The organism is Methylophilus sp. 42, assembly GCF_000384155.1.
In the GTDB taxonomy this organism is placed as follows: Bacteria; Pseudomonadota; Gammaproteobacteria; order Burkholderiales; family Methylophilaceae; genus Methylophilus.
The window spans coordinates 1,602,083-1,620,408 of the sequence record NZ_KB913031.1; the positions used below are offsets into that span (position 1 = coordinate 1,602,083).

16 protein-coding genes are annotated in these 18,326 nt (G+C 45.1%); 12 read left to right on the top strand and 4 right to left on the bottom strand.

Going from position 1 to position 18,326, the window contains the following annotated elements; translation table 11 throughout:
- The first annotated feature begins 24 nt into the window (after window positions 1–24).
- From MET42_RS0107880 to MET42_RS0107940, 12 genes are all read left to right on the top strand, one after another.
- The gene (locus MET42_RS0107880; protein ID WP_019882343.1) at window positions 25–1,587 is read left to right on the top strand and encodes a hypothetical protein; all 1,563 of its coding nucleotides are present in this window, start codon (window positions 25–27) and stop codon (window positions 1,585–1,587) included.
- Window positions 1,577–2,407 (top strand): hypothetical protein, encoded by an 831-nt coding sequence (locus tag MET42_RS0107885; RefSeq protein WP_019882344.1) that lies wholly within the window; start codon window positions 1,577–1,579, stop codon window positions 2,405–2,407. The genes MET42_RS0107880 and MET42_RS0107885 overlap by 11 nt, the downstream gene beginning before the upstream one ends.
- Complete coding sequence (locus MET42_RS0107890; RefSeq protein WP_019882345.1) at window positions 2,407–5,211, top strand: hypothetical protein; 2,805 nt, start codon at window positions 2,407–2,409, stop codon at window positions 5,209–5,211. Before MET42_RS0107885 ends, MET42_RS0107890 begins: the two co-directional genes overlap by 1 nt.
- A 472-nt stretch (window positions 5,212–5,683) precedes the next feature.
- On the top strand, window positions 5,684–6,145 hold the full coding sequence (locus MET42_RS0107900) for a DUF4224 domain-containing protein (RefSeq protein WP_019882347.1): 462 nt from the start codon (window positions 5,684–5,686) through the stop codon (window positions 6,143–6,145).
- Between the two features lie 18 nt (window positions 6,146–6,163).
- Complete coding sequence (locus MET42_RS0107905; protein WP_019882348.1) at window positions 6,164–6,364, top strand: hypothetical protein; 201 nt, start codon at window positions 6,164–6,166, stop codon at window positions 6,362–6,364.
- Window positions 6,365–6,404: 40 nt separating this feature from the next.
- Entirely contained in the window at window positions 6,405–7,055 is a 651-nt protein-coding gene (locus tag MET42_RS0107910; RefSeq protein WP_019882349.1) for a LexA family transcriptional regulator, read from the top strand.
- Window positions 7,033–8,325, top strand: coding sequence for a Y-family DNA polymerase (locus MET42_RS0107915; RefSeq protein WP_029512370.1), 1,293 nt, complete (start codon window positions 7,033–7,035; stop codon window positions 8,323–8,325). Before MET42_RS0107910 ends, MET42_RS0107915 begins: the two co-directional genes overlap by 23 nt.
- Window positions 8,326–8,350: 25 nt before the next feature.
- Entirely contained in the window at window positions 8,351–9,061 is a 711-nt protein-coding gene (locus tag MET42_RS0107920) for a hypothetical protein (protein WP_019882351.1), read from the top strand.
- Window positions 9,054–9,689 (top strand): hypothetical protein, encoded by a 636-nt coding sequence (locus MET42_RS0107925; protein ID WP_019882353.1) that lies wholly within the window; start codon window positions 9,054–9,056, stop codon window positions 9,687–9,689. Before MET42_RS0107920 ends, MET42_RS0107925 begins: the two co-directional genes overlap by 8 nt.
- Window positions 9,690–9,783: 94 nt before the next feature.
- Window positions 9,784–10,602, top strand: coding sequence for a hypothetical protein (locus MET42_RS0107930; protein WP_019882354.1), 819 nt, complete (start codon window positions 9,784–9,786; stop codon window positions 10,600–10,602).
- A 411-nt stretch (window positions 10,603–11,013) separates the two neighbouring features.
- Entirely contained in the window at window positions 11,014–11,271 is a 258-nt protein-coding gene (locus tag MET42_RS0107935) for a hypothetical protein (RefSeq protein ID WP_232411391.1), read from the top strand.
- A gap of 4 nt (window positions 11,272–11,275) precedes the next feature.
- Entirely contained in the window at window positions 11,276–12,634 is a 1,359-nt protein-coding gene (locus MET42_RS0107940; protein WP_019882356.1) for an RES family NAD+ phosphorylase, read from the top strand.
- Between the two features lie 264 nt (window positions 12,635–12,898).
- On the opposite strand, the gene MET42_RS0107945 is transcribed toward MET42_RS0107940, so the two are convergent.
- From MET42_RS0107945 to MET42_RS0107960, 4 genes are all read right to left on the bottom strand, one after another.
- Window positions 12,899–13,282, bottom strand: coding sequence for a hypothetical protein (locus MET42_RS0107945; RefSeq protein ID WP_019882357.1), 384 nt, complete (start codon window positions 13,280–13,282; stop codon window positions 12,899–12,901).
- 230 nt (window positions 13,283–13,512) lie between these two features.
- A complete protein-coding gene (locus tag MET42_RS0107950) occupies window positions 13,513–14,589 on the bottom strand; it encodes a two-component system response regulator (RefSeq protein WP_019882358.1) in 1,077 nt (358 codons plus the stop codon).
- Between the two features lie 42 nt (window positions 14,590–14,631).
- Window positions 14,632–14,991 (bottom strand): response regulator, encoded by a 360-nt coding sequence (locus MET42_RS0107955; protein ID WP_024931246.1) that lies wholly within the window; start codon window positions 14,989–14,991, stop codon window positions 14,632–14,634.
- A 22-nt stretch (window positions 14,992–15,013) separates the two neighbouring features.
- Window positions 15,014–18,208 (bottom strand): response regulator, encoded by a 3,195-nt coding sequence (locus tag MET42_RS0107960; protein ID WP_019882362.1) that lies wholly within the window; start codon window positions 18,206–18,208, stop codon window positions 15,014–15,016.
- Between the last annotated feature and the right edge of the window lie 118 nt (window positions 18,209–18,326).

Below are 18,326 nucleotides of genomic sequence, written 5' to 3' on the forward strand. Positions count from 1 at the left end.
TGTTAGAAAGGATAGGTAAATAGTATGGCAAAGATTCCAGTAGGTAATTTTGGGAACAATGTTGCGCAGGGCTCGCCTGCTGCACGGTTGACCCCATCAAATAGCACCGAGGGGCTAGTCCAGTTTGGAAACAAAATGATGCAGATTGCTGCTGATTTGAATGAGCAATCAGCGCTCACCGAGGCAACAACTACGTTTTACGGAGCCAGGCGCGAACTGACTGACCTGCTCACTAAATACAAAACAACTGCAGTGGACTCAAAGGGCAAACCCATATTCGAAAATGGCATGACTGAGTTTGAGTCAGATTCAGCAAAGATTCTCAGGAAATACACTGGGGAAGCCAAATCGAGTCTAGCCAGAAATATGGTGGCCAAGCAGCTTGCAAAAACTATTGAAAGTGATCGCGAAAGCCTTGGCGAGCATTTCATCAAGCAGAAGAAAGACTGGAATTACACCAGCCTATTTGATAACTACAAAAAAGAGATGCAAGCCGCAAATCTCCCCGGCGTTGAAAACACACTGGGTGTGATGGTCCAAATCGGTGCCATCAATACAGAGAAAGCTTATGAATTGAAGGGACAGGCTGAATCGAGCATTGAATATGGAAACATGTTCACAAACATCAATGCTGCTCAAACCAAGGATCAATTGTTTGAAATTAGGGGGAAGCTGGGCGTTTACAACCCTAAGCTATCAAAAACTGACAATGAATCCTTGATGCGCCTAACCCAAAATCGCATCGATTCCATCGATAAAGAGGCAGATAGAACTGCGCACACTGAGCAAGAAAACGTCATTAAGCAACTAGATTCTGACTATAGAGATGGCACGCTCACCGTTGAAAAGGTTAAGCAGTTTGAGCACAAGATTCCAGCAACTGAATACCGGCGGTTGCTTGCTTTGCCGCAAATCCACTCCCTGCAAGGCGATATCAATGAATCAGATCAAGAAAACTGGGTGCAGCAGCTGGAACGGGACATGCTCATAAATAGCAGAAACCCCGGGCAGCTGGAAAAATTACGCGGAAGGGTCGTGGATCTCACTACTGGTTATGACCCTAAGACTGGTGTTTATGGCCCGCCGAAGCTGTCGAGAGACACAGGCATGAGACTCAAGGACGATATTGAAAGATATCAGCGTGAATTGCGTACGGAACGCCGGCAAAACGATGCTGATGTCCGCTTGCTCGGCAATGAAGAAAAGCGCCGCTCAGCAAGTGAGTATCGCGATGTCGAGCAGTTGTTAACCCGCGTAATCAGTGACTACAAAGACTCTCGAATCGGCCCTGATGCACAAAGAGACGCCTCCAAAACTGAGCTCCAACTGCGCGAAGATTTATTACGCCACAAGGATGACCCCACGAAGTGGTGGGACAACTTCAAAAAGAACCGTCAGGACCTTTTCAAGCAAACAAAGAGAATGCCTTCATTCGTTCCCATGGGGGCATCTGGAAAGCCAGACTTTGATGCTGCAAAACGTAACGTCCTAAAGAGCATGAAGGCGGACAGCAAGCCTGGAAGCAAGGAAAAGTACAACAAACAGTTTGATGAAATTATGCGATTGGAGCGTGAATATGACAATTGATTACGATGATTCTACGAATGATTTTACGCAAGCTTTCCAACAAATGCGTGACGCTAGTTCTGACTTTTCGCAGTACCAGGAGCAGGAAGATCAGCGCCAGAAGATCGAAAGTGACGAAAAGTTTGAAAATGAGGCCTATGGCTGGATTAAATCACTCGGGATGGGTGATGCCATTCCCAGCCCTAAATCGTTCGACTACGCCTCAATGCTGCGCGATGGGGTCTATCCAAAGGCTGATAGTCAGGGACGGTTACCGCTTCCACCTCGATATTTCAAGAATGGCGCGGTCACCCTGGGCGGTGTCGATATCTCAAACATGCGAAAAATCACTAACCAGGCCACTACAGAAAATGGGGACGTGTTTGCCAATGCTCAACAAATAGACTGGGATGAGTTGAGCCCGCAGGAGAGAAATAGTATTCAAAGCTGGATGGAGAGTGTTGGCCGCGATGATCATGTCAAATTGGCCGAACTCAATACAGGCACAAAGACAGACGTTCCCACCATCGGCAATATCCCAAGGAATGAGCTTGAAACATTGCTGGGTGACGCAGGAGCGCTTTTGCAGAATGTCTCTGAGGACAATCCGTTGCTTAAATTCCTATTCGGTGATGCCGGCAGTGTTGTGGAGGATATGAGTTATGGGTTTAGCCCTACAACTGGATCAGGACTCCAAACCACATTAAAGCCAGAGTCGGTCGATCTTGCAAACATCCTTCCATTTGCAACGCTCGGCGCCAAGCTAAGCAGGCTCGCTAAGGGGACTGCCGGAGCAGCAATGCTGATGCAATCAAATCAAACAAATTCAGGAGAGAAGTAATGGCTCAAATCCCAAACACAAACCAAACAGAAGCTGATCCATTTTTGGATGTTATGAAAGTGCTCAATGACCCACCAAAGCTGAATGAAGAGTTGGATACTGTAAACCCTGAAATCACACAAACTGGTGAGCAAACGACTTTCAACCAAGCAGATACCGTCCAGGTTGCCGGGCTGGGTAATTTGGTGAAAGGCTTTGCTAAGGGTTTAACTGAAACAATCAGTAAGGCTAGGAAGCCCGCAAAGGCAGCCAGTAATGCATTACCACCTGAGACCCCTGAAACACAGACGCTTGCACCTAAAAAAGCAAAAACTACCCAAGAGATTAAGCACGGGGTTATCGAGCGATCAGTACCCGCTGACAGTCAGGAGTCCGCTATCAAAACCCTCAAGGCCATGTCGGATGAGAGTACTGAGATTGAAGCAGGTAGAACGGCTTTGCGTAACTTCAGAATGGATAAGCTGCAAACTTCTGACGATGTAACTCGCCTGATTGACGATGTGGCCAATGAGAGTAAAGGATTTATTGAGTCCAGGCGCGGGGTCGTTAGCCATGAACAAACAAAGACAGAGTCTGAAAAATACGGTGTGGACGAGCTAATCGGCAGAAAACCAAGTGAGGCATGGAACGCTGCTCAACTAACTGCCGGCCGCGACATATTGCTTGAACTGGGCTCTCGCATTTCTAAATCCGCCGATAACATCAAGAATGGTAATCCAAGTGTTGAGGACATGTTGCAGTTTAGGCAAATGCTTGCTCAACACTCTGCTGTTCAGAATCAATTGCAAGGGGCTGTTGCAGAAGCGGGGCGCGCATTAAACATTATGAAAACCGTATCGGCACCGACTGGCAGATTGCGCAGTCAGCAAATGCTTGAATCACTTGATTCGCTTGGTGGTGATGATGCTACCCGTAAGCTTGCAGAGATGGTGTTAGATGCTGGCGGTGATCCACTCAAACTTGCAAGAGTAACCCGTAAAGGACTGTTTGCACGTACAACAGATGCGGTCACCGAAGTATGGATCAATGGGTTGCTATCCAATCCTAAAACCCATGTTGTCAATGTCACCAGCAATGCGTTAACCAGTCTCATGCAGGTACCCGAAAGACTTACAGCAGGTCTAATCCGCTCAGCGGTTGGTGGGGAAGGAGTGGAACTAGGGGAAGCCGGGGCACAAGTTTATGGAATGCTTGCGGGTATGCGAGACGGTCTAAAAGCCTTTGCGCAGACAGCACGCACTGGCGAACCAACTGACATGATGACAAAGCTTGAGACAGGCAATAGGAAAGCGTTTACATCAAGTAATTTCGGGATTGATGAATCTAGCCCAACAGGCAAAGCTTTAGACCTGCTAGGCGAGCACTACGTACGCTTACCAGGGCGAATGCTGCTGGCAGAGGATGAGTTATTCAAAGCCATTGGGTATCGCCAAGAGTTGCAAGCCCAGGCTTACCGGCAAGTTAAAAGAGAAGGCTTAACGGGAGAGGCTGCCGATCAACGTATGGCCGATCTTGTGAATGAGCCCACCATGGAAATGCACAATGCTGCGGAGACCAATGCTAGATATGTGACTTTCAGTGATAGCTTACGCGGGGAAAACTGGGTTCAGTCGGTTGGCCAAGCAGGCCAAAAGCTATCAAATATCCCTCTAGGCAAGTTTGTTTTACCCTTCATTCGCACCCCTTCCAAGATTGCTGAATACACCTTGGAGCGAACTCCACTGGCTTTGACCATGAAAAACGTTAGAGATGATATTGCAGTTGGTGGAGCAAAGCGTGATTTGGCAATCGCTAAGATGGGGCTAGGCGGTACAGTTTCCGCGCTTGTAGCTGCTGAATCGTCTAGTGGTCGAATTACTGGCGGCGGTCCATCAGACCCAAAATCAAGAGAGGTGCTGAAGGCTACTGGCTGGCAGCCTTACAGCATATTACTTGACGGTAAATACTACGCTTATAACCGGCTAGATCCAGTCGGCTCAATGATTGGTAGCGCTGCTGATGCTGTCGACATATTGAAATACTCAGATGGAGACAGTGAGACAGAGCATGTGGCGGCTGCAGTGGCATTGGGATTTGCGAATAACATGCTTAGCAAAACCTACATGCAGTCATTAGCAAGCCTGCTTGATGTCCTTGGTGATACGGATAACGAAAAGAAAGCTACTGCATGGTTGTCAGGGCAGGCTGCTAGTTTTGAGCCTGGTTGGCTTAACTTCCTGCGGCAAGCTCAAGATGAAACGATTAGGCAGCCCAATAAGAGCACTGATCCATTAGCAATGACAATCGATCTGATGAAGAACCGCACGCCCGGTCTTTCAATGGAGATACCTCCAAAAACCGATATTTGGGGAGAACCAGTCATTGCTGAGGCAGGCGCATTTTCACCGGTATCAATCAGCAGCCAGAAAGAGGATAAAGAAGCGGAAGAGGTGTTTAACAACCAGGTTAACGTCAACAAGCCTAGTGCAATTGTGTCTGTGCCTTTGAATAAACGCACGGCTCAAAGCGTGGATTTGAATTTATTGGACCCCACAGGCTGGCTATATCACGATTACAAAGTCCGATCAGGCAGACTGGCAAAACGATACGTTAGTAACTTGATGAACTCCCGCGACTACAGCAGCCTTTCAGATGGCGCTGATGGTGAGAAGTCTTTGTACATCCGGAGGGCGTTTAGTGATGCTAGGCATGATGCGTTGCTTGAATTAATGAGCGATCAAAAAGACGCATTCAGTAATGGTGAGCAGGTTATCTCCATTGAAGACGCTGCATTAAATGCTTACAAGGAGAAGATTGGATTTTAAATGCCGATGTGGCCTCTAATCTCAGCACACAAGGTACCAGCTTTCGAATCCTGGCGTTCGTAGAGGTCACAAGAGCTTTCAATACTTTGCTTGGTTCGACTCAATTCATAAGCTGAATAAATGAGCTGCAGGCACAAAAAGATAACTATGGTTTTCAAATAGAACTTTGTGTCTGTCTCATTTAAGCCTGATTCCGAGCTTATGAAGTAAATGAAATACAGAGACGCGAACACATAAGGATTCAATAGAAAGCTGACGTGACCAAAAGTCAGCAGCACTGCAAATACTGCAAATCCAATTGTTGCTTTGATTTTCTTAGAGCTCATTCTGTAAATATATCTCATCAACAATTTTAAACAAATACGTAAATACAAAACGTCGAAAAAGGCTCAATTGTGCGTGTGTGTATACGCGCGCGCACGCGTTTTATATATAAGGGTCTAAAATGGCAAAAAACGTCTGAAAGTTGGTCATGAGAATATCACTTGAAGAGTTGATAAATATCACTGGTAAGAAAACGCCTAAAACACAGGCTGACTGGTTTAAAAGTCATTTTGATGTCGATGCAGTGTATGACTCACTTGGTGTAATCATTACACATGATGTTTTCAATGCCATCGTTGCCAAAAGATATGGTGTATTGACTGCCAAGGATGAAAAAGTCGCCGAACCACGGCCGCAACTTATACCACCCAAGACAAAGAAGAAAGTCGAACAAGAGGATCAAGGGTTGGATTACGATGAAATTATTAAGCTTGTACAAAATACACAACCTCAACCACCGCATTACAACCTAACAGATGCAGCTAAAAAGCTTGGAATATCTTATCCAACCCTCAAAAAATACATTTTGGAAGGAAAGATCAAACTAAACGCGATTAACTTTGTATCAGCCGCTGAAATTTATAAATTTCTAGAAAATAAAGATAGTTAATTTAAGCTTTCTTAAGCTATGACGGATATCAATTGGATCACTTTAAAAAAGCTTGCTGATGAAACCGGTTATTCCGAAAAGGCACTGCGTGAGAAGATTGCCAGGGGTAACTTTGCATATGGTTACCACTATATCAAAGCACCTGATGGGCGCATTCATTTCAACAAAGAGCGCTATAACGATTGGGTAGTTGGTGACCTAAGTTCTAATAAGAATTAGCTGTTGAAATTCATTATTTTGATTGTGTTACAATTTCAAGATGAATGATGAAGTCACAAAAAAACATGGTGGTAAACGAGTTGGCGCAGGCCGAAAGTCAGGATTTGGCCAGCACTCGGAAGAAACCACTGTCATAAGGGTACCTGTCAGTCAAAAGCCATTGATTGTTGACTTCATAGCTGCCTATGCAGACAGAAAGCGCCTCGGCCAGTCAGACACTAATGAGGCAACTACCCAGCCTTTTATTGCAACTCCAATCAGTTTAAATCCATCACTCACACGCATTCCTATCTTTGAGGGAAAGGTGAACGCAGGGCAATCGCGCTTTGCGTCTGCTGCCCAAGATTACGAGATGAAAGACTTGGACCTTAATGAGTTTCTCGTTACTGATCCACCGGCAACATTCATTGTCCAGCTAGATCGAGATGCTGATTCTATGATCGATGCAGGGATATTGCCCGGCTCTTGGGTCATTGTGAACAAGGCGCTGGCACCTAAAGCCAAATCAAAAGACATAGTTTTAGCCATAGTTAATGGGGAATACATGATCAAGCGCCTGTACAAGCGCGGGAGCATAGTTAGACTGCTTTCCGAGAATAAAGCGAAGGCATACCCACCAATAGAATTTTCTGATGGCCAGGAGCTCGTAATTTGGGGCGTTGTACAGCATGGCATCAACTCATTCTCCTAGACGTTGCTTTGCGCTTGCAGACGTCAACTCCATGTATGCATCATGCGAAGAGGTATTCCGGCCAGACATTGCAGGAAAGCCCGTTGTCGTTTTATCCAATAATGACGGGTGTGTGATCGCACAAAATAAGCTTGCCAAAGAGAGCTTAGATATTTTCATGGCTCGCCCCTGGTTTGAAATAGAGGACGCTGCACGCAAGCTTGGGACAGTGGTTTTTTCATCAAACTACGAGCTATACGCAAATATGAGCAATCGGTTTGCATCGATTCTTTCCAGGTTCTCACCGCGTATGGAGAAGTACTCCATTGATGAAACCTTTCTGGAAATGACCGGCATCAAAGTCAAATTTTCTAAATACGGTCAGACAATCAAACAGACAGTTAAAGACTCCACCGGCTTGCCTATTTGCGTGGGCTTTGGTTATAGCAAGACTTTGGCAAAGCTGGCCAATCACTGCGCCAAAAAACAGACTCACTGGAATGGTGTTTGTGACCTGACTAGCCTGAGTGATCCTGAACTTGATGCAATCATGGCTGAATTGCCAGTATCGAAAGTTTGGGGGGTAGGGCGCAGACTGGAGGCGCGATTAAATAAACTTGGCGTGCATACAGTGCTAAGGCTCAAGAATGCTGATCCAAAGCGAATTCGTGATGAATTTGGCGTGCTCCTTGAGCGCACAGTCAGAGAGCTTAACGGTGAAGTCTGGATTGAGATGGAAGATGAGTTGCCAGAAGCCAAACAAGTTATGAGTTCTCGTTCGTTTGGCGTTCGTGCCAGTACGATAGAAGATCTTACTCAGGCTGTTGCCTTTCATGCTGGGATTGCAGCTGAACGAATGAGAAGCAAAGGACTATTTGCCAATGGCGTCTATGTATTTGCGCAAAATAGTCCGCATGACCAGGCAGAGTTTTATCCTGGTCAAATCTCGGTAGGCTTTCCGGCGCCCACTAATTCAACACCAAAGATCACACAGACAGCCTTATGGCTTTTGAAGAAGATTTACAGACCCGGCATTTACTACCAGAAATGCGGCGTGATGCTGCTAGATACCCTCCCTGGCGGCCTGCTTCAAAATGATATGTTCGGCTTTTCCGATAATGACCCTAAGTCTCAGGCATTAATGGCCGTCATGGATAAAATTAATCAAAAGTATGCGAAGGGCACCATCACGACTGCAGCTGAAGGCGGGGAGAAGCCATGGCAGATGCGGCGAAGCTTTAAGAGTCCAAACTACACCGGTGACTGGGCTGATTTGTTGAAGGTAAAGTGAATAAATAACTAGGGGAGTATGGCTAATGACGAAGCCTCAGGAGCAAGCAAAGCAAGACTCGAAGGGATTCCAACGATATCAAGAAACCATACTGGATTTCTCAACTGAGTACCTTGAGCCAGCATGGCAAGCGAGGAAGAATAAGACCGAACTTCCAGCAAGTCCGACCGATGCACTGTTCTCAACCGTTTTTTATGGATTCACCGAGATAGTGAGCACGATTGATGCATTAAAGCTTTGCCAAACATTGATTCGGGTAGCACCTCCACGGTCGAAAGCAATCTTGCCGGACGAGTATTTCAAGTTTCTTGTTGGTGCATATTTTCAAGAGATGTATATATTGGGTCAACGCTTAGATACGTATGCTAAGCGTATGAGCAGGCTATACAGAAAGCCCCAAATTCTGCCGATTGTAAATGAACATATTCTTAGTCCCCTGAGTGGAATTAACCGAACCAGGGGGGCACATGTACATGCTCAAAGGTATACCGACAAAGATCTCGATATGTTGTCCACCTACTCGCTTTTAAGTAGGCACGATGCAAAATTTGCTGACCATCTTGAAGATCAATATTGGTTGGCTCAAAGAGAGTGGGGCGAAAAAGTTAAGAACAATAATGCAGCTGTGAAAATTTTGGCTGATAGATACTTCGATCTTCTCTATCCAGTCGTGACAAAGGACGGAGAATTTTTCCTGCCGAGAACTGGTAGAGGCAGGAAGGCTAAAGATGTCTAAACCAAATGAAAAAACGTTTATCAGCAGCATGGCTGAGTTAAACCTAGTAGACGAGGAGGTGACCAAATTAGCCATGGCGATTATGAAATCCGATGGCGGCAACATGTACACCCTGGACTTTTTAATCTTTGCAGCGTTAAACAGGTCTAAGTTAAACATTCACGGTTTCATTACACTCATCGAGCTCAATAATTACTTTGCTGCTATTCCATTTGTTCGTATGCAACTTGATAGCTTGTTGCGGTTATTTGCCACTACTCTGGTTAATGACCGTAGTGAATTGGCAAAGAGGATTCTTAACGGCGAATCAATCCGAAAGATAAAAGATCGTGATGGTTTTAAGATGACAGACGCATATTTGGTGGGTAAATATTCTGCGCTTGCACCATGGATTGTGCCCGTTTATGACTCAGGATCTGGTTTTATTCATTTATCCGAGAAACACATTTTCGGAATGTTTGGGAATCAAAAACAGGAGAACCAAGTTGAGATCATAATTGGGCCAACACAAAGCCACATACCGGAAGAGTTTCGAGTTCAAGCAGTGAACGCAATTACACATATAACCGGCCTTGTGATTGAGTTTTGTAGGGATTGGCTTGACGAAAGAAATCGGCATAGCAGTTAAACGTATAAGGGAGTTTGATTGATCGTTGGTTCGAGTCCATTCGCGACTACCACTGCAGTTAATATAAGCTGACGTCTAAATTTAGGGTGTAATTATGACCGCGATCGCTATATGGCGAAATACAGAAAATCCTGACCACCCGACCTTGTGGGCAGTCGCTGACAGCTTAGTTTCTAGAGGACCAGCGCCATTGATTGGAGATGCTGCAAAACTATTTATGCTGCCAGTGACTTGTCGGGTACCCGGCCCCGAAGGGTTTTTTAGTGAAATTTGTTCTAATCATTCATATGGGTATGCTTTTGCTGGAAGCACTCTAGTCGGTCAAAATACCTATCTAGCTCTTGTTCCACTATTAACCAATTTAATACATAGAGAGCCTTACTCCCCAAGCCTGACCGAAGTGGGTGAGTATATTGCCAATTACCTTTCAGCTACCTTTGACGATCTAAGAGTAACTATGGGACGTGATGCTATGTTTGAAGTAGCAATATTTGGATGGTGTCCTGTTCAGCAAACATTAGGACTTTTTAGAATCAGGCCTGTGATCCAGCAGGGTGGAATGTATGGCATCGAATCGAGCTATGTGGACTTCTCTAATGAGCAATTTGTATATCTTGGAGATTATTCAAGGGAAATTTCCGAGTTGATCACGGCAGCTATTGATGCAGAGGGAACGACCACACGGGCACCTAAGAGAGTAATTGGGCAATGCATAGGGTCAGGTGACTACCCTAGTGTCGGGGGAGACATTCAATTGGCGGTAGCAGATCGATTTGGCTTTAAGCCATATATGCTTTACCGCCCACGTATTCAACCGCCTGGCGGAGTCGAGATTACTTATTTAGGTAGGGTAATAGAGGATGAATTTCTGCATTTGGGTTCAGCCTTAGTCAGCATACCTTCGTTACCATGAGAAATATGGTAGGTTTCGAAGCAAATCTCTTTTTTTGATATCTAATTTGAGCACCCCTCAACCCCTTGTGCAGCAAGAGTTTTGAGCAAGTTGGCAGAGAAAATTTATTCAATCAGTGCCTGTTTGTTTGTTAGTTTTCTCGTTTTTGAGTGCAAAAAGCGTTTGTGCTTTCTCTCCAGAAGCGTTTGTTCTTTTTTTTCGAAGGCGTTTGTACTTCAGCGTTTTGAAAGAACAAACGTACAGAGTGGAAGCAGTTGCAAATGCGAACGAAAATAGGGGAGTGCAGATCCTTTATGTTCGAAAGCTAAGAAAAACCAATAAATGACCGAGTGTAAGACTAGCAAATAATCGACTCTATAATTAATCTCTAGGGGTTAACCTGAGTAGTGAATTTTGCAGATGAATTGTTGAATGAAATTTGGAGAAAATATGCCGTACAAGACCACCACAAAAAATCAAGAAGTCACAGCAGTAGACGTCCAAACTATGAGCGACATGTCTCTTGATGAATACAAAGACTATTTGAGATTCGGTTTAATGTCAGTAGATCACCATGACATTCTGAGATCAGAAGCAGCTGGATATCCTCTGGCAACTAATAAAGAGCAGTTGAAAGCCCTCATAGCTTATCTCAATGAAATTTCACCAAAGGTCGGATCTTCAACCTAGTACCATGTTTAATATTGACCCTATACATAAGACAATTTGTATTAAATGTATTGGTGATGCACATCTAAAAAAGATAATTAGCGCTCATCCGAGGCATCGTAATTTCTGCACTTATTGTCAAAGTGAAGACGACTGTATTGATTTGGTTGATTTAGCTCATATATTCGATAAAGCTTTCTCAGACACTTACTCGGAGATCGATGAAAGGCTTGCTGAAGACCATGGCTATCCAACAAAGGGCGAAGATTTATACTCAATAATCTGGAAAGAAATTCAGCCTATTGACGAGCTAATCGCAGATGATTTAAGCAAAATCATTTACTCGTTCTGGGAAAACGTTTCAATTTTTCAATCAAATCCAACTTCAGACACCTCATTTATAAAAGCTGGTGCAGAGTCCTGGTTCGAACAATACTGGGCCTCAATGAGTTACAGCTTAAAAAATGAATGCCGTTTTCTAAATTCTGAGGCTCTAGATTTAATGAAAATGGTATTTGATGATATTGATAAAGTACCCACTTCGGACGGTAAGTCATTAATTTTAGAAATCACGCCAGAGCATGAGTTGAGTACCTTATACCGCGCAAGGCTTTTTCAACATGATAATGATCTTGAAGAGGCTTTGCTCAACCCGGAAAAAGAGTTAGGCCCGCCGCCAAATCCAAAAGCCACAGCTGGGAGAATGAATGCTAAAGGCATATCTGTATTCTATGGAGCAAATTTGCCTGAAGTCGCATTAGCAGAAGTGCGTCCTCCAGTAGGTAGTAAAGTTGCCATCGCTAAATTCAAAGTGATTCGAGAAGTAAGGTTGCTTGATTTAACAAGATTCAAAGAGGTAGTTTCAGAATTTGACTACAGCATTTTTGACAAACAATCTTTGAATAAAGTCCGGCGCCATAAGTTTTTAACGAAGCTAGAAGAGGAGTTGGTAAAGCCAGTCATGCCTGAACATAGTGATGCTGGTTACCTTGTCACTCAAGTTATTGCTGATTTTCTGGCAAGCCATCAAATGTTAAATCTCGATGGTGTGATTTTTCGCTCCATTCAGGTTGCGAATAAATATAGTAAACCACCTATGAACATAGTCCTGTTCAACAAGGCTAGTATTGTTATGCGTACTTTCAATAAACCTGGTCGCAAATTCACTTCTAGTTTGTACACTTTTTATGAAAATGGTGATGTGATATACGATCCGGTAATTTCGTACTTTGAGCATGGTGATTCATCAAATAACAATGGCTATTTGTTTGATGGGAAACTGCATACACTTCAGTTAATTTCGGACTCAATTCAAATAAGGGAAATTGAAAATGTTGAATACGGTGTAGATACGAAATCAGTCAGAATAGAAAAGGGCAACTAGGAAATTTCTTTGCTTCAGACATGTGATTTTGGGGTAACTTTGGGGGTAACTACAAAATTAATAATCCAATAATTGCCTTATTTAAAGGCTTTCATAGATTTGTTTTGTTGACCCCAGCCCACCAAACAAAGTAGTTGAAGAAGTGCTTTTAAGATATTGTTTTAAAATATCTTTCAAGTGATATGAGTAGGGTGATATAAAAAAGCCAGTCCAATGTGACTGGCTTTTTTACGTCTGTTTCCAGTCGATAAAATGGTATTTTAATTATCCTAGCAACAGTTCCTTTTTTAAACGCTTGCAGTAACGTCGCTTGGTGAGCGTGTTCATCTCATCAAACAGCATCATTTTCCATAAATACTTGGTTTCAACTAATTCTGCATCTAGCGTGGTTTCATCGGCATAGCTTTTTAATACTCTTTGACGGTGGCCGATACGATAGGGTGCAAATGCCCGCCTCTTAATGATGTTCAATTTGATATCAGGCGCAGTTTGTTTTCCGGATAGCCATCGATCGATCACATCTGATTTGACATCCAGTAGCTGCCTGAGCTCAGCGATGGACAGCGTTCCCAGATATTCACCAATCTTGAGGCACCAAATTAAGCTGTATTGTGTATGTAATTTCTTTAAGCGTTTTCTGTCTTGCATAGCAACTCCCGTAAAACCTTGCAAACCACATCCGGATGTTAACACTTGTTTTCCATATGTTAATTAAACTGGTGTGACTATTGTTAAATAATTTGAATGTGCATTTACGGCAATGGCATTGATACACTTGTATTAATATTCGCATAATGTATATTATGTTAAATAATGGATGAAGATGTTTACCCTGTTGCTTGAACAGAAAAAGCACGTTGTTGAAATCTGGTAAATGCTTAATCTGCATCGTCTGCATGCTCGTCGAAGATATCTCTGAAACGATTGGCGAGTTTTTTGAATGCGTTGAGTATGACGGGGTCAAAATGCGCTGGCTGTGTTCGTCCGTCACCTTGCATGATGATTTGCAAAGTGAGTTCATGCGTAAATGCGGATTTATATGGGCGCTTGCTGCGTAGCGCATCATATACATCACTCATCATCATGATGCGTGCGGATAATGGGATTTCCTCGCCTTTTAAGCCATTGGGGTAACCACTGCCATCCCAGCGCTCGTGATGGTTCAAGGCGATTTCTGCACCCATGATGGTAAATGGTGAGGTGCTTTTGCCGTGTCCCAAAATGCTGTTACCTAATACGGTATGTGTTTTCATGACCTCCCATTCCTCATCAGTGTGCGGGCCTGGCTTGAGCAAGATATGGTCCGGAATACCAATTTTTCCGACATCATGTAATGGGCTGGCATGATAAATGGTGTCAATAAAATTTGAGTCCATGCCCAAATCGGCGGCCAGTTCCTTACAGTAAAAGGCAATGCGGTGAATATGGTCGCCGGTTTCTTTGTCCCTAAATTCGGCGGCACGCATAATGCTGAACATGGAGTCAAAATAACTGGTGAGCAATTGAGCGGTCCGCTCTTCTACTTGTATCTCCAGTGTATGGCTATAGTCAGTCAGAAAGTCGTTATATTCTTTCAGGCGCAGCAAGTTACGCACCCTGATCCAAAGCTCGGCCCTGTCTACTGGTTTGGTGACAAACTCTTCAACACCGCATTGCAAGGCACGCATTCTCGAGGTGCGGTCTATCAGCGCCGTGAGCATAATAATTGGGATGATTTTCGTCGCTTCATTATTTTTCAATTGCTCAGCCAGCTCGAAGCCGTTCAATACCGGCATCATGGCATCCAGCAAAATCAGGTCTGGTTGATGGCTTAAGGTCATTTCAAGCGCCATTTTGCCATCGTGGGCTTGTAGTGTGGCGTAGCCTTCAGCGGTGAGCAACGCTTCCAGATAGGCGCGATTATTTTCTTCATCATCGACAATCAGAATGGTCTTGCGCGTGACTTTCATATCCATGTGCCGGGTCCCCTGCGAGCTTATTTTCTGGTGAATTCTGCTTTAAAGTAAGGCATCCACTGTTTGCAGAAACTCTTTATAGCGGATAGGTTTGGCGATATAGCTGTCGCACCCCGCCTGGCGCATTTTCTCTTCATCCCCCTTCATGGCAAAGGCGGTGAGCGCGATAATCTTGATATGGCTAGTTTGACTGTCTTCTTTAAGCAGTCGTGTCGCAGTCAGGCCATCCATGCCTGGGAGCTGAATATCCATGAGGATTACTTCGGGTAACAAGCTGCGTGCAATACCAAGGCCATCCAGGGCGTTAACGGCCTGCAATACCTCGTGCCCTGCGCTTTCAAGCAACAGCTGCGCCAGTTTCATATTGTTAGGATTGTCTTCAACAATAAGTATTCTTGCCATGCTCGCCCCTATGTTCTTTATATTATGGCTGCTTGGCCTGGCCAGCCAATGCGCGATGCACTTCACTTAAAAAGTTACCGTGATTAAATTCAGACTTTTCGAGAACGGCTAATACATGGCCCTTGAGAATGTGGTGTTCTTCAGGCGCCAGGAATTTTGAGGTGACAATAATGATAGGAATTTTTGCCGTGCGTTTGTCCTGTTTCAGCTCTTCGACTACCTCAAAACCATTGGCTTCAGGCATCATCAAATCGAGGATAATCAGGTCAGGCTTCTGTTGCTTGGCTATTTGAGTGGCCTCATGGCCGCCATAAGCCCGCATCACCGAGTATCTTGCATGCTCAAGATAAGATGAAATGATTTCTACAGCTTTAGGGTCATCGTCGACAACCAGTACTTTCACGCTTGCTTGATCATTGGTCGGGGATGTAAACCCCAGTTTGCCAAGCGCAGTTTGCAAATCATCGGCAGAGACCGGTTTTTGTAATACCTGTGCGGCACCAAGTGATAAGCCTCGATTACTGTCTGCGACAATAGACAGGATAACCACCGGAATATGGGCCAGTTTCTGATTGGCCTTGAGTTTAGCCAAAAATTCCCAGCCATCCATGCCCGGCAGCAAAATATCCAGCGTAATTAAATCGGGCGGTGCAGCATCTGCCAAAATGGCCAGGGCAATTTCGGCCGTGGCCGCACGCGTCACGCGGCAATGGTCTGACTCCAGTTGCAACCTGATCAAGTCGGCGGCACGGTCATCATCCTCCAGGACCAGCACATGTGGTGATTCTTTATTTAATAACTGACTGGCGGTTTCTTTTGCCTGGTTAATGGGGTTTGCAGGGGCCAGCAGATTGACCTTATATTGCAGCCAGACAGTGAACGTACTGCCCTCCCCTGGCGTACTGCTGACTGCGACTGCTCCGCCATGCAGCTCTGCCAGTTTGCGCACGAGCGCTAACCCCAGTCCTGTGCCTTCAAAACGCCTGGAAAGCGTGCTTTCCAGTTGAACAAAGGGTTGGAACAGGCGCTCAATGTCCTGCGCCTCAATGCCTATCCCGGTATCAGTAATGGATATCTGGATGAATTGTTGCGCGTTACCTATGGACGCTATCTGGTGCTGCGGAATATCTTTGATTTGCTCAAGGACGGCTGCGCGTTCAAGCAGCTTGGCTTGCAACGTAATCTGCCCGCCTTCGGGCGTAAATTTTACGGCATTCGACAACAGGTTATAAATAATCTGCTTTACCTTGCGTGCATCCAGCCACGCATTGCCCAAGTCTTCGGATAAGTCCGCTTGCAGCTTGATATGTTGCGTCGCTGCTTTTTCCTTAATAATAGAGAGGCTGTTTTGCAACAGCACTTGAACATCGGCGATCTCCGGCTCAAGCTCCATGCGGCCTGCTTCAATTTTTGACAGATCCAGTACATCATTAATCAATGACAGCAGATGTTGCCCGCTTTCAAAAATATCACTGACGTATTCTTTTTGCTTATCGGCCAACGGCCCAACGAAGCCATCCCGCAATATCTCGGAGAAGCCGATAATTGCATTGAGTGGTGTGCGTAGTTCATGCGACATCGTGGCCAGGAATTCAGATTTCATGCGGTCTGCTTCGAGTAGCTGCTCGTTTTTCGAGCCGATTTCTTCGCTGCGCAGGTGCAGTTGTTCGGCCAGTAACTTGAGGTCACCATATTGTTGAATATTATGCAGCGCGACACCAAGCTGCGCGGCCAAGCGCTCAATAAAGGTTTGGTCACGCTCGGTAATGACCTGGCTGGCGGCAAGCACCAGCACGGCCAGGCGCTTCTCCTGATAAGTGACCGGGCAGATGATGATGCCGGTCGGCTTGATAGACACCAGCCCCGTTTCAATAGTCAGTGATGGCAGTACATCAATATCGCTTAGTATCAGTGTCTGGTTCTTTTGAATAGCCTCACCGATTATGCCATGGCCCAATTTAAACTCATTGAGAATGTCTACCGGGGCCGCATGTGTGCTTTCAAGGCGATAGCATCCACTCCATTCGTCATAGCCATAAATGGCCGAGACCGGCAGCGCATGATTGTTGGCCAGGATATCCAGCATGCCTGACAAAATCTTCGAGCGGTCATAGTTGGCATTAAATAACCTTAAGACCTTACTATGCGTTTGGTCATAAGTCGCTGCATGGGTTAGGTCGACTTCAATCTGTTTAAAGTCACTGACATTGCGTGCAACCATGGATAAATGTGTCGGCACGCCATCGGCATCCTTATGCACCACAATCACCTGCGAGACCGGAATTTCTATGCCAGTACGGGTAATGTATGCCGATTCCCCGCTCCAGACGCCAGTACTCAATGCAGCAGGAATCGCCTTGTGCTGGATTAAATCTGCCGCCCACTCTGGTCGCATATGTGCAATGCCCTGAAATGCGATGTCTTCATTCTCACCAATGCCCAACAGCTTGCGCCCGCCTCTGTTCAGGTAAAAGTAATCCCCCTGCAGGTTCGCATTGGCGATGAGGTCCGGTGAAGCATCAAGGATATCCGTGAGTCGCCTTTGTTCTGCAGAGGCTTGCTTGCGAATATGGAGGTCGCGCTGAATACGCCAGATCAGCAGTGGGAAAAAAATCAAAATGGCGATAGACATCACCGCAAACAGCGTCAGCAGGTCTTTGGCGTGGCTCTGTTCAGATAGTGTGCGGTCGGTAAGCAGGTTCTGTTCTTCAAGCGACATCGCACTAAAGACCCCACGAATTTCAAGCATGTCTTCGCGGCGGATATAGTCTTTGCGTAGAATCTCTTTTAATTTATCGGCCGAAGTGGTACGTGCAGTCTCAATAATGTGATTAAAGTAAATAATCCGCTTATCAATCAATTGCCTTAATTGGGTGATTTGCTGCTGTTGGAAGTAATTATCTTTGGTCAGTACGGCAAGTTCTGTGACGTCTTTTTGCAAGTCGGCTAACGCAGCGTCGCGGCGTGTAATAGAACTATCATCAGCCGTGAGCAGAAAGCCTCGTTGTGAAACTTCCAGTTGATTGAATAGCACCAGGCCTTTATCCAGCTTGGAGATGACTTCGTTGGTGTGGCTGACCCAGCGGTTATTTTCAGCAAAGCGCTGCAGGTAAACCATGCTGGTAATGCCAAGCAAAACGAGTAATGCGAAGAAACTGATGAATCCATAAATAATGACGGATTCCAGCGCCCACACTTCTTTTTTTTGCGAACTCATACTGATGAAACCTTGCGACTAAGCATTATGACTCCCTTCTTGTTTTTAACATCAAGGATCAATCAGTTTCGGTACTTGCGCTGCAAGAGCTATTAAATACTAAATTAAGAAAACACGT